Source organism: Plantibacter sp. Leaf314 (genome assembly GCF_001423185.1).
Classification (GTDB): Bacteria; Actinomycetota; Actinomycetes; order Actinomycetales; family Microbacteriaceae; genus Plantibacter.
In genome coordinates this window covers 1853511-1866000 of record NZ_LMOB01000001.1, presented here as the reverse complement: position 1 = coordinate 1866000, position 12490 = coordinate 1853511, and the positions used below count along the sequence as shown (strand labels likewise).

9 protein-coding genes and 1 tRNA gene are annotated in these 12490 nt (G+C 69.8%); 4 read left to right on the top strand and 6 right to left on the bottom strand.

All coding sequences use genetic code 11. The annotated features are described in order from the left end of the window. Position 1 precedes the first annotated feature (1 nt). On the top strand, positions 2-1627 hold the full coding sequence (locus ASF68_RS08770) for an L-lactate permease (RefSeq protein WP_056011648.1): 1626 nt from the start codon (positions 2-4) through the stop codon (positions 1625-1627). Positions 1628-1720: 93 nt separating this feature from the next. Here the strand turns inward: ASF68_RS08770 and ASF68_RS08765 are convergent, their stop codons facing one another. Then, positions 1721-2104, bottom strand: a complete 384-nt coding sequence (locus ASF68_RS08765) for a thiol-disulfide oxidoreductase DCC family protein (protein ID WP_056009361.1) — start codon at positions 2102-2104, stop codon at positions 1721-1723. Between the two features lie 248 nt (positions 2105-2352). On the opposite strand from ASF68_RS08765, the gene ASF68_RS08760 reads away from it, so the two are divergent. Beyond that, the gene (locus ASF68_RS08760) at positions 2353-3381 is read left to right on the top strand and encodes a hypothetical protein (RefSeq protein ID WP_157580269.1); all 1029 of its coding nucleotides are present in this window, start codon (positions 2353-2355) and stop codon (positions 3379-3381) included. A gap of 75 nt (positions 3382-3456) precedes the next feature. Here ASF68_RS08760 and ASF68_RS08755 read toward each other — a convergent pair. Further along, a tRNA-Gly gene (locus ASF68_RS08755) sits at positions 3457-3530 on the bottom strand. A 224-nt stretch (positions 3531-3754) separates the two neighbouring features. On the opposite strand from ASF68_RS08755, the gene ASF68_RS08750 reads away from it, so the two are divergent. Then, positions 3755-4918, top strand: a complete 1164-nt coding sequence (locus tag ASF68_RS08750) for a S9 family peptidase (protein WP_056009357.1) — start codon at positions 3755-3757, stop codon at positions 4916-4918. A gap of 178 nt (positions 4919-5096) precedes the next feature. Here the strand turns inward: ASF68_RS08750 and ASF68_RS08745 are convergent, their stop codons facing one another. The 3 genes from ASF68_RS08745 to ASF68_RS08735 all read right to left on the bottom strand — a co-directional run bounded on the left by ASF68_RS08745 (position 5097) and on the right by ASF68_RS08735 (position 9506). Further along, positions 5097-6467: an LLM class flavin-dependent oxidoreductase gene (locus ASF68_RS08745; protein ID WP_056009355.1), complete on the bottom strand. Its 1371-nt coding sequence runs from the start codon at positions 6465-6467 to the stop codon at positions 5097-5099. Positions 6468-6550: 83 nt separating this feature from the next. Next, on the bottom strand, positions 6551-7975 hold the full coding sequence (locus ASF68_RS08740; RefSeq protein ID WP_235526818.1) for an APC family permease: 1425 nt from the start codon (positions 7973-7975) through the stop codon (positions 6551-6553). A 109-nt stretch (positions 7976-8084) separates the two neighbouring features. Continuing rightward, on the bottom strand, positions 8085-9506 hold the full coding sequence (locus tag ASF68_RS08735) for an HNH endonuclease signature motif containing protein (protein WP_056009352.1): 1422 nt from the start codon (positions 9504-9506) through the stop codon (positions 8085-8087). A gap of 34 nt (positions 9507-9540) precedes the next feature. Between ASF68_RS08735 and ASF68_RS08730 the strand changes: the two genes are divergently transcribed. Then, a complete protein-coding gene (locus ASF68_RS08730) occupies positions 9541-11097 on the top strand; it encodes a threonine/serine exporter ThrE family protein (RefSeq protein ID WP_056009350.1) in 1557 nt (518 codons plus the stop codon). Positions 11098-11227: 130 nt separating this feature from the next. On the opposite strand, the gene ASF68_RS08725 is transcribed toward ASF68_RS08730, so the two are convergent. Next, positions 11228-12457, bottom strand: a complete 1230-nt coding sequence (locus ASF68_RS08725; protein WP_056009348.1) for an MFS transporter — start codon at positions 12455-12457, stop codon at positions 11228-11230. Positions 12458-12490: the final 33 nt, after the last annotated feature.

Below are 12490 nucleotides of genomic sequence, written 5' to 3'. Positions count from 1 at the left end.
CATGTCACCTCAGGACACCTGGCTCCAAGGCCTCGACCCGCTCGGCGCGCCCTGGCTGTCCGCCCTCGTCGCCGCCGTCCCCATCGTGATCTTCCTGCTCTGCCTCGTCGTCTTCAAACTGACGGGGCTCCAGGCGGCAGCCGTCGCGCTCGCCGCCGAGCTCGTCGTCGCCATCGGTGTGTTCGGCATGCCCGCCCCCTCGGCCGCGGGTGCCGGACTCCTCGGCGTGCTGAACGCCGTCTGGCCGATCGCGTACATCATCGTCATGTCGGTCTGGTTGTACCGGATGGCGGTCGCAAGCGGGAAGTTCTCGGTCATCCGCTCGTCGATCGCGTTGATTTCGCCGGACCAGCGCATCCAGGTGCTCCTCATCAGTCTCTGTTTCGGAGCGTTCCTCGAGGGCGTCGCCGGCTTCGGGGTCCCCATCGCGATCTGCGCGGCCATGCTCGTCCAGCTGGGATTCCGGCCGGTCCGAGCGGCGATGGTCAGCCTCGTCGCGAACTTCGCGGCCGGCGCGTACGGGGCTGTGGGAATCCCCGTCATCGTGGGTGCTCAGGTCGGCGGCGTCGACGTCATGGACCTCTCCCGCGATCTCGCCTTCATCCTGCAGCCGGTGACGTTCTTGATCCCGTTCCTCCTGGTCGTGATCCTGGACGGGTTCCGCGGTCTCCGCGAGACCTGGCCTGCGACCCTCGCCGTCAGCGTGGTCTTCAGTGGCAGCCAGGCCGCCGTCCTGCTCTTCTTGGGCCCGGAACTCGCTGCGATCCTGCCGGGGCTCCTCGGCATGCTCACCCTCGCCGCACTGCGGTTCGTCTGGTCGCCGCGGCGGGTGTTCCGTGAGGACGGCGCCGCGGTCGTCGAGATGGATCGTCACACGCCTCGGGAGGTCCTTGCGGCGTGGAGCCCGTTCTACGTCCTGACGGTGCTCGTGTTCGTGTGGAGCACACCGGCGTTCAAGGCCCTGTTCGCACCCGGCGGCGGGTTGGCGTGGTCGGTGGTCGACGTCCCTGTCGCAGGCGTGACGGGACGGATCACGACCGCTGGAGGGACGGTGGTCCAGACCGTGTGGAGCTGGTCCCCGCTCGGAGCCACCGGTACGGCGATCCTCCTCGCGGTGATCGTCACCGCCCTGACCACACGGTCGCTGACCGCGGCGGTCGTCTGGGCGGAACTCCGCTCCACCCTTGCGGATCTCTGGCGGGCGTTGATCCTCATCGCCGCGATCCTCGTCCTTGCACAGATCGCGAACCTGTCGGGCGGTTCGGCCAGCATCGGCACCGCCCTCGCCGGGGCGGGGGCGCTCTTCCCCCTGCTGGCACCCGTCATCGGGTGGGTCGGCGTGTTCCTCACCGGTTCCGTCGTCAACAACAACACCTTGTTCGCCCAGCTCCAGGCGACGACAGCCGGACGCATCGGCGTCGACGCGACGCTCCTGGTGGCGGCGAACACCGCGGGAGGTGCCGCAGCCAAGGTCATCTCCCCGCAGTCGATCGCCATCGCCGCAGGTGCGGTCGGCTTGTCAGGTCGGGAGAGTGAGATCCTGCGTGCTTCCATCGCCTACAGCGTCGGCATCCTCGCCGTGTTGAGCGTCTGGACGTTGGTGCTGTCGTTCGTGGTGGTCGGCTGAGTCGTCGGCGTCCAGGGGGGGCGGGCACCAGTGGCGGCGAGCGGGCTGACCGACACCGTGCGAGCGCTGCGCGGGCGTCTAGCTCTGGAGCAATTAGCTCGTCGGCCGGGGCAGTGCGCAGGCGGGCGTGCCGCCGGGGAGGCGATGCCGGTAGCGGGCGACGAGGAAGTATCCGACTCGCGCGGCCCACGAGAACGGCGGTGTCACCAGCAGGTTGCCGAGGAACCGCCAGCCGAACGCGGGCTGCATGCGCAACAGGGCGGCGAAGGCGGCGTGTCCGCGGTGCCGTCGTTCGCCCGACAGGAACCAGGCCGCGGTCGTGACATCGCTGTTCGTGAGGCCGACCTCGTCCAGGTCGAGCCACTGCCACGGCTGTGCCTCCGGGAAGACGGCCAACACGTTCTTCAGTCGCTCCACCCAGGTGGTGCAGAAGGCGCAGTCGCCGTCGTACACGAGCAGTGAGCGGTTCAGGTCCATGACTGTCGATCCTAGATTGCGGGCGGGTGATTCAGGACGGATGCTGCAGAGAACCGCGGGCCTCCAGCGACCTCGGCTGCGCCACAGCCTTCTGGTCGTTCGGAATTGCGAAAGTCGTCTTCCAGACTCACGACCCACACAACCCAGCAACTCGAACACGGCGGTTTGCGAGATATCGGTTCATGGCTTAATCCGGCGCCTCGTACACTGCATTCGACCGGGCAAAAAGTGGGGACTGGCGATCGCGGATGACTGATGAATGGGGCGGCGTCCGCGTAGCGGGCTGGTCCGCCAGAACTCTGCGGAACGTCGCGCTTGGAATAGCGTTCTCCACGTTCGTCGAGGTCACAGCCGGACTCTGGCTGTGCTTCAACGGCTTCATGGGTGGAGCCATGGCAGTCCTCGTTCTCATGTTCATCGGGTACTTTGCCCCGATTCCGTTCAAGCGTCGCGAAGCCGAGGAGCTGAGCGCGGGTTACACGACGCTGTCCGTCGTGCATCCAGATGTACCGCAACGCGATCCCCGGACCGGGGCGATCATCCGTCTGCCAGGCGAAGCCGCGTTGACGCGGAAGCTGTGGCGCGAACGCGTCGCAGCCGCGCGAGCGGGTCGCGTCCTCGATGGTCGAGTAGCCGGCGACCGGAAGCATGAGGCGAAGCCGGTGCTGTTCACCGCGCGCTTCTTCCGCATCGTGACCGTGGCTGTCGTGGTCGCGAGCGGCCTGGCGATCGTGGTGTCCCTCGCGGTGACGTTCGCGGGCGCCTCCGTCGACTCGATCGTCGCTTGGGTCGCGCTCCTGCTCGGGATTGGGGCCGTATTCGTTCTTCTCCGCTTCTTCGTCATGCGCGGCTATCGGAGACGGGCGGCGCTCTTGCGCGAGTTCTTGAGAACCCGTCGACAATCCGGCGACCACGCGCAACTCGTGATTGGTGGCGACGAACTCGCGACCGCGTTGCGTGTCCTCGACGCAGACGGAGCGCGTCGGCTGCGGCGGTCCATGATCACGGTTGCATTCGTCATTTCGGCCGACACGTTGTCGTTCTGGGGTGTGACGTCGAATGGTCCTGGAGTCATCGCCTCGTTCCGGTCCGCGGAGATCGAGTCCGTCGGTGCCGCCGGTACGGAAGCGGTCCGCGTCGCAGTGAGAAACGCGGCCGGTTTCGTGTTCGTCAACATCGTGCCGGCCGTCGAGTCGAGCTCTGGAGCCGAGGTCGCTGGAGGGAGCGCGCTTCGGGCGCTCTCGAATGCGCTGGCCACGCTTCATCACGACGTGTAGAGCGGTGTGCCGCCTCAAGTGGGTCTAGCAGTGTGGCGTCAGGCAATGAACCGCAAGTTCATTTTCACCAGGAGATGGAGCGGATGACGGGAATCGAACCCGCGCTATCAGCTTGGGAAGCTGAAGTTCTACCATTGAACTACATCCGCGTGGCGCCGGAGCGTCCTGAGTAATCGTACATGAACCGGCGGGCCCCCGTTCAGCCCTGAGCTTGTCGGAGGGTGGGGCCTGTTCGTGTGCCCTTCGACAAGCTCAGGGACCGGCGCTGGGTGCCGGTGGCCCTGGCGATGCTCGGCCGGGTCACAGACCGCGACGACGCACGAAGCTAGGCTGGTTCACCGTTCCCCGAGTGGGACGGGACTGAGGAGGCGACGTGCAACGCACTGCGGGTATCGTCCTGACCGGCCTCACGACCGCGGTCGTCACGGGATTCGGGGTGGCGAGCGCCATGGTCGCCCGCCGCGTCATCGCCGCAGGACGGGTGCATCACAGCGAGGTGCTGCCGAGCTCGTCTCCGATCACCGTTCGCCTCGACCGGAACGCGGCCACCGGCCTGCCAGGTCGCTACGGGCTCGAATTCGACGACGGCTCCCGGGTCATCGTCGGCCCGGTGATCGGCCGCGAAACCACGGACGGTTCCGTGATGCGCAGCGTGATCGCCGGCCGGGTTCCCGCCGGAGCCACGCGGACACGGTTCACCGGCGCGGCCGTGACGCCCGCCGACCTCGGAGTCGACGAGGCACACCTGGCGACCACCCCGTCCGGCGCCTGGCGGTTCGACGGTGAGACCGATAGCCATGGCGACTCAGACAGCCAGGGCGACGCTGACACCGGCAACGATCTCGATAGCGACAGCGACAGCGACAGCGCACCGCACGACGGCACTTGGGTCGTGCACACCCACGGACTCGGGGCGTCACCGCTCGCCACCCTCCGCTCCGTGCAAGCCGTGCAACGCACGGGCGTCCCGTCGCTCGTCACCAACCTCGGGTCCGCGTTCACCGAGCGCCGCTCCGGGGCCAATGCCGCGGACGTCGACCGTGTCGTCGCCGCCATCGACGACGCCGTGGCACTCGGCGCTCGGCGGGTCATCGTCTGCGGATGGTCCTACGGCGCCGCCCTGAGCCTGGCCGCAGCCCGACTCCGCCCCGAGGTGGTGCAGGGCGCGATCCTCATCTCACCGATGCTCAGCCTCCGGGAGACGGTGCGGCACGCCGCCACGGTCGCCGGGGTGCCGCGGATCCTCGTGTGGTCGGCGCTCGGGCTGCTCGGGTCGCCGCTCCTCGCCAGGGCTGCCGGCGTGCGCGGCGCGGTTCCGGTCCGCGAGCTGTCCGCCGGGCTCATCCCGGGACTGCCGACGCTCGCGATCCACTCGCCCGGCGACACGACAATCCCCGTGGAACTCACGCGGGCGGTCGTTCCCGGTTCGCCGTCGCTCGAGCTCGTCGAAGTCGCCGCTGCACCACACGGGTTGGAATGGAACGTCGACCCCGACGCGTTCGACGCCGCGGTGCGGGACTGGCTCGACGCGCGCTGATCGGGAGATCCTCGATCCCTGAGCTTGTCGAAGGGCGGGGTGTGTCCGTGCTGCCCTTCGACAGGCTCAGGGACCAGGGTGGTTGGCTTGCGGGATCTGTGGGGTTGGTTGCGTGTGCCCTTCGACAGGCTCAGGGCCCGGAGCCCTTCCACAGGCTCAGGGACCGAGGGAGCAGAACCTACTTCGCGTAGCGGTAGCGGGCCCCGGTGTGCTCCTCGGGGAGGCGGTCCCCACGACCGTGGAGCTTGTGCCGCAGGCTGCCCTCGACGTACTCCTCCGGGTAGGCGCCACGACGTCGCAGCTCGGGGATCACGAACTCGACGATGTCCTCGAAGGTGCCCGGCGTGATCGCGTACGCGAGGTTGAAGCCGTCGACGTCGGTCTCCTCCACCCACTCCTGCAAGGTGTCGGCGATCTCCGACGCACTCCCGACGATCCGCGGCCCGAGACCACCGATCGCCCCCATGCGCGCGATGTCCTTCACCTTGAACTCGCCACCCTCCTCGTTGGCCGCCTGGTAGTTGGCGACCGCCGACTGGATGGCGTTGCTCTCGACGTTGCCGATCGGCTCCTCCGGGTCGTACTGCGACAGGTCGATGCCCATCCACCCCGACATGAACACGAGCGCACCCTCCTGCGACGCGTACTGGAGGTAGTCCTCGTGCTTCGCCTGGGCCTTCTCGCTCGTCTCGTCGGTGATGATCGTGAGGAGGGTGTAGATCTTCGCGGAGTACCGGTCGCGACCGGCAGCCTCCAGGGCGTCGCGGATCCGACCGACCGTCGCCTTCAGACCCGCCTTCGTCGACGCACCGACGAAGATCGCCTCCGCGTTGCCCGCCGCGAACTGGATACCTCGCGGAGACGCCCCCGCCTGGTAGATCACGGGCGTGCGCTGCGTGGACGGCTCCGACAGGTGGATGCCCGGCACCGTGTAGTGCTTGCCGAAGTGGCCGATCTCGTGCACCTTCGTCGGGTCGGTGAACACGCCAGTCTCGCGGTCGCGCACGACGGCGTCGTCCTCCCACGAGCCCTCCCACAGTTTGTAGAGGACCTCGAGGTACTCGTCGGCGACGTCGTACCGCTCGTCGTGCTCGAGCTGATCGTCGTGCCCCATGTTGCGTGCCGCGCTCGGCAGGTACCCGGTGACGACGTTCCAGCCCACACGACCCTTGGTCAGGTGGTCGAGCGTCGACATGCGTCGCGCGAACGGGTACGGGTGCTCGTAGGCGGTGCCCGCCGTGACCCCGAAGCCGAGGTGCTTCGTCACCGCGGCCATCGCCGAGACGAGCAGGATCGGGTCGTTCACCGGCACCTGCGCGCCGTTGCGGATCGCGGCCTCGTTGCTGTCGCCGTACACGTCGTAGGTGCCGAGGACGTCGGCGATGAAGATGCCGTCGAAGTTCCCGCGCTCCAACAACTGGGCGAGATCGGTCCAGTAGGAGAGGTCCTTGTAGGTGCTCGACCGGTCGTCGGGGTGACGCCACATGCCCGAGGCCTGGTGGGCGACGCAGTTCATGTCGAAGGCGTTGAAGCGGATCTGACGAGTCATGAGGACGATCCTGCATCACCCGTCCCGGACGCAGCCTGGCAATCCGGGTTCCCCGTAACAGGGCGTCATCTGGGCTGCGTGCGCTACTTCCGGGCGGTGTCCTCCGCCGCGAGCGCCTCGGCGTACTCCGCGTCGCTCAGGGCACCGACCGTGGAGTGCCGGCGGCCGTACGCGAGGTACAGGGCCGCCCCGGCGAGCATCCACACGAGGAAGACGAGCCAGGTCGTGCCGCCGAGCGACACCATGAGCCCCAGGCACATGACGATGCCGAGTGCCGGCACGAACGGGAACAGGGGGACCGAGTAGCTGCGGTCGAGGTCCGGCCGCAGACGGCGGAGCAGGATGACCGACAGGTTCACGAGCGCGAACGCGAACAGGGTGCCGATGCTGGTGGCGTCCGCGAGTTCACCGAGGGGGATGAGCGCGGCGACCACGGCGACGACCGCTCCGACGATGACCGTTCCGGCGACGGGCGTACCGCTGCGGCGACCGACCCGCGAGAACACCCGAGGCACCATGCCGTCCTGCGCCATGCGGTACAGGATGCGCGTCTGGCCGTAGTAGACGGTGAGGACGACGCTCGCGATCGCGATGACGGCGCCGATCGAGAAGAAGAGCGCGACGATCGGTTGCCCGGTGATCTCGGTGAGGATCCCGACGAACGCGGACTCGTCGTCGGCGAACTCGGTCCACGGGCGGGCGCCGATCGCGGCGATGGCGACGAGGATGTAGACGGCGGTGACGATGACCATCGACAGGATGATCGCGCGCGGCAGGTCGCGGCGTGGGTTCGTCGCCTCGTCGCCCGCGGTCGATGCCGCGTCGAAGCCGATGTAGGAGAAGAACAGGCGGCTGGACGCTGCGGCGATCCCGGCGACCCCCATGGGTGCGAGCGGTTCGAAGTTGCCGAGCGAGAACGCCGAGAACGCGATGACGACGAACACGAGCAGGACGGCGAGCTTCACGAACACCATGACCGTGTTCGCCCACGCGCTGTCCTTCGCGCCACGGACGAGCAGCAGCATGGCCAGCAGCACGAGGGCCGCGGCCGGCAGGTTGATCAGGCCGTCGGCGACGCCGATCGGGTTCGCGAGTGCGGGCGGGAGGCCGAGGCCGAACACCGCGAGCGCCTCGTTCACGTACTGGCCGGCACCGACGGCGACGGCCGCGACGGAGACCCCGTACTCGAGTACGAGACACCACCCGCAGACCCAGGCGACACCCTCGCCCATCGTCGCGTAGGCATAGGAGTAGCTGGACCCGGAGACGGGCACCGAGCCGGCCATCTCGGCGTAGGACAGTGCCGACAGCAGGGCCGCGAGCCCGGCGACCGCGAACGCGATCCACACGGCCGGGCCGGCGAGCGGGACGGCGGTGCCGAGCACGACGAAGATGCCCGTGCCGAGGGTGGCACCGACGCTGATCATCGTGAGCTGCCACACCCCGAGCGAGCGGCGGAGTGACCCACCCGACGCCGCCTGATCCGTACCGAGGCGGACGAGCGGCATGCGCCGGCGCAGCTGCGCGAGGAGCGGGAGTCGGCGATCAGTCACGGGTACCCATGGTAGACGCGGGTGGCGCGGTCGCTCGCCGCGGGTGGACGACGGAGGCCCGTGCCTATCCCGTCTCGGCGAACTCCGGTCTGGTCTCGTGCCGACGGCCATCGGGTGTCGTCCAAGTGAGGACGCCACCTGGATGGTGCTCGAGGTTCCACCCCGGCAGGTGTTTGAGCCGGTGATGATGTCGGCACAGACAGGCGAGGTTGTCGACAGCTGTCGTGCCGCCGTCCTGCCAGGCGACCGAGTGGTCGAGGTCGCAGCTCCGGGCGGCGCGCCCGCAGCCCGGTGCACGACACGTGGTGTCTCGCAGGCGGACGGCGCGGGCGAGGTCTGCCGGGACCCGGTACTGGCCGCGCCCGACGGAGAGCACGGCTCCCGTCTCGGGGTTGGTGAGGATGCGCGTCATCGACGGAGCCGTGACGGCGAGTCGGGCGGCGGTGTCGGGGTCGATCGGGCCGTAGCCGTCGAGCTCGCCCGGTTCGTCGGTGACGCCGAGTGCGGACAGCGCCGGGACAGTCATCTGCACGGTGGCCCGGATGCGGGCCTCGATGCCGACCGGCTCGGCGAGCAAGGGGGTGGCCCCGGCGGCGACCGCCTCCTCCGCGATCCTGGCGGCGGCGTCGAGCGGCGCGGAACCGGGGAGCCACGTGAACGTCCCGGTCGTCTCCGGGTCGACGGGGATGGGGCCGACGTCGTCGTGCACCGTGCCAGCGACGGCGAGCGAGGCGAGGGCGTCGGCACGCAGCTGCGCGAGCGTGCGGGTGTCGCCGGCGATCCGCGCCGGGACCGCGACGGCGTCGAGGCGGTTCCTGATCGCGTGGGCGAGCGGCGCCGTGGTGAACAGGTGCACCCACGCCATGCCGTCGGCCGCAGCCTCGAGCTCGACCCGGCGGTCGGCGATCGAGCGTGCGCGCCGGGCGGTGAACGATTCGGGATGCAGCCGCTCGCGCACGACCCTCGCGCGCTGCCGGAGGCGAGCGGCCGTGGATCGGGTGGCGACGGGCAGCACCTGCTCCAGGAACACCGCGCGGCCCTCCGCCGGGACGTCGCGCAGCTGGTCGGTGATGGCTCGGGCGTGACCGCCACTGATGGAACCCTGCGTCAGCGCTTCGAGCACGGTGGGTGCGTCGTGGACGAGCGCTTCGGCGTCGCCGACCCGCGCTTGGAGCGTCGGCTCCGACATCCTCGTGGCGATCGCGAGCGACGCGCACATCGACCGCCTCGCGAGGTCGCGGGCGTCGGTCGAGGTGGTGCTCGGGGAGACCAGGGCGGACGCGGTCGCATCGGCGTAGGAGAAGGCCTCGGCGAGCAGCCGGGCCTCCTCCGCGTCGAGTGCCGAGCGGCGGCGGGCGAGGTCGACGAAGCGGTCGGTGAACGAGGCGATCCGGTCGGCGAAGACGTCGCTCGGGTGCTCGTGGTGCGCTGGCACCCCCGCCGCCCCGGGTGCCTCAGGCCCCTGGATCGCGTCGTTCTCGGTCATGGATCCAGTCCATCGCGGACCACTGACATTCGAGATGGTCAGATCGACCGAGGTGTCCGACGCCCTCGCACAGACGACCGCTGAACGCCAGAGCGACAGCGCCGTCACCCGTGACTCGTACGATGAGCGAGTGGGTATGCGTTCGCTGCTGAGTCAGCTGGCCGGGGGAGTCCGAGGAGCGGCGCCGGACGGCGTCGACGAGCAGACGGTCGTCCGCCTCAATGCGGAACGGCCCGTGCGCGAAGTGCTCGAGTTGGCCGGCCGGATCGGCGAGTCGATGCTGGCCCTCGGAGCTGCAGCGGCCGAGGTCACCGACGCCATCCGCCGGGTCTGCCGGGCGTTCGACCTCGAGTGCCAGGTGGACCTCACCTTCACCTCGATCCTCATCGCGCACGACGGGTCCGAGCTGTCGCCGGGCGTCACCGTGCTCCGCGTGGTGCGCTCACCCTCCGCCGACTTCGACCGGCTCGCCAAGGTCGTCGTGGTCGCCGAGGGCATCACCAACCGATCCGAACCGATCATGACGGTCACCGACGTCGCCCCCGACGAGGAGGCCGACGTCCGCGACGAACTGCACGCCCGCCTGGGCGCCGCCCACCGCGACCTCGACCGCATCCTCACGGCACGCCGCACGTACCGGCGAGGCTTCGTCACCGTGCTGCTGTCCACGATGGCAGCGGCCGTCGCCGTCCTCCTCGGGGGCGGCGTGGTCTCGATGCTGCTCGCCGCCGCCACCACCGCGCTCATCGACAGTGCGTTCCGCGCCTTGAACGTCTGGAAGCTGCCGGTCTTCTTCCTCCAACTCACCGGGGCGGCCATCGCCACGACCGTCGCCGTCCTCATCTCGATCCTCAGTCCCTACGTACCTGACGACCTCTCGGCCCTGCCACCCGCCCTCATCGTCGCGTCGGGCATCGTCGTCCTCCTCGCCGGCGCGTCGCTCGTCGGGGCGGCAGACGACGCGATCAACGGGTTCCCGGTCACCGCGAGCGGGCGGCTCGTCGAGGTGATGCTCCTGACCATCGGGATCGTGGTCGGCATCGGTGGCGTCCTCGACCTCGCCCGGCGCCTCGGCATCTCCCTCGTACTGTTCGACCTCCCCGTCAGCCCCTGGCCCGTCGCTGTACAGATCGTCGGCGCGGCGGTGGCCTCGGCCGCGTGGGCGATGGCCTCGCAGGCGGCCGTCCGCGCGGCGTTCTTCGCCGGGATCACCGGCGCCGTCGCATTCTCCGTCTTCGTGTTCGTCTCCGGCAGCGGCGTCGCGCCAGCAGCGGCCAGTGCGCTCGCCGCGCTCATCATCGGCTTCGCCGCGGAGGCGCTCGGCCCGCGGCTGCGGATCCCGGCGATCATCCTCACCATCTGCGGGATCGTCCCGTTGCTGCCCGGCCTCGCGATCTACCGCGGCATGCTCGCGCTCGTGAACGGTGAGCAGGGTTCCGAAGGGGTCGAGCAGCTGCTGCAGGCGGGGCTCACCGGCCTCGCGCTCGCCGCCGGTGTCACGCTGGGTGAGATCCTCGCCCGCCGCACGGGCGTCTCCGGCCGCGTGCTGCTGCCCGGGTACATCCGGCGTTCCAAGCGGCATCCGCGCTGAGCGGAGCCGGGGGGGGGCGCCGTACTTGTCGAGGTGCGCCCTTCGACAGGCTCAGGGACCCGGCGGTGGCGGCTCAGGGACCCGGTGGTTGCGGCTCAGGGACCGGCGGCTCAGGGACCGGGGGACAGGCTCAGTGCCCGGCTGGCGTGGCCGTCCGCTGCTGCGGCTTCGCCGCGGACGTCAGGAACGACGCCAGGATGACGACCGCGAGGACGACGATCATCGCGCCCCGCAGCCCGAAGTGCTCCCCGAGGAAGCCGAGCAACGGAGGCCCGACGAGGAACGCGACATAGCCCGCCGAGGCGACCGCGCCGACCGTCGTCGTCGGGTCGTCGCTCTCGCCCGCCGCGGAGAGCGTCACCGGGAATCCGAGCGCCGCACCGAGCCCCCACAGCAGCACCGCGAGCCCCGCGACGAGCACATTGTCGGAGAAGACGACGAGGGCGATGCCGACGGCCGACACGATCGCGCTCACCCGCAGCACGTTCGCCTTGCCGAACCGGGCGATCAACGGCTCACCGGAGAACCGTCCGATCGTCATGGCGAGCGCGAACCCGGCGAAGACGATGGACCCGACGGCAGCCGTGGTGCCGTGCCCGTCGACCATGATGAGCGGCAACCAGTCGCCGGCCGCACCCTCCGCGAGCGCGAGGGCGAGCACGATGAGCCCGAGGAAGACGACCCGCTGCTGCCGCCAGACCGCGAGCTGCGCACGGATCCCGGGGGAGTCGGCGCCCGTGTCGGACTGCCTTCCGGTCTCGGCCGGGATCTTCGGCATCGCCCACACCAGCGCCGCCAGCGCGACGGCCGCGACGATCAGCAGGTGGATCGTCACGGGGAAGGCGATCGCGGTGAGCGCGATGCCGGCCACTGAGCCGAGGACGGAACCGAGGCTGTAGCAGCCGTGGAGGACGGGCAGGATCGATCGGCCGGACAGCTGCTCGATGAGCGCACCCTCGATGTTGATCGCGATCTCCGCGAGGCCGAAGCCCAGGCCGATCCCGACGAGACCGAGGAAGACACCGATGCCCTGCCCGACGCCCGCCGTGAGGGCGAGCAGGGCCAGCCCGGTGACGAACGCCGCCCCGCCGATGACGATCGGCCGCCGCGCACCGAACCGCCGGACGAGGGCCGCGGACGAGAGGATGCCGGTCATCGACCCGACGGAGATCCCGAAGAGGATGAGGCCCATCTCGGCGGTGCTCGCGTGGACGAGGTCGCGGACGGCGGGCGTTCGGACGATGAAGGACGACAGGCCGACCCCGACGGTCAGCATGAAGACGAAGATCGCCCCGCGCCGCCGCCGGAGATCGGCGGACAGCGCGGGGCGGGGGTTCGCCTGACCGGCGCGGGCACTCATGCTCCGAGCCTAGGGGTGGCGAGGTGGTGCGGG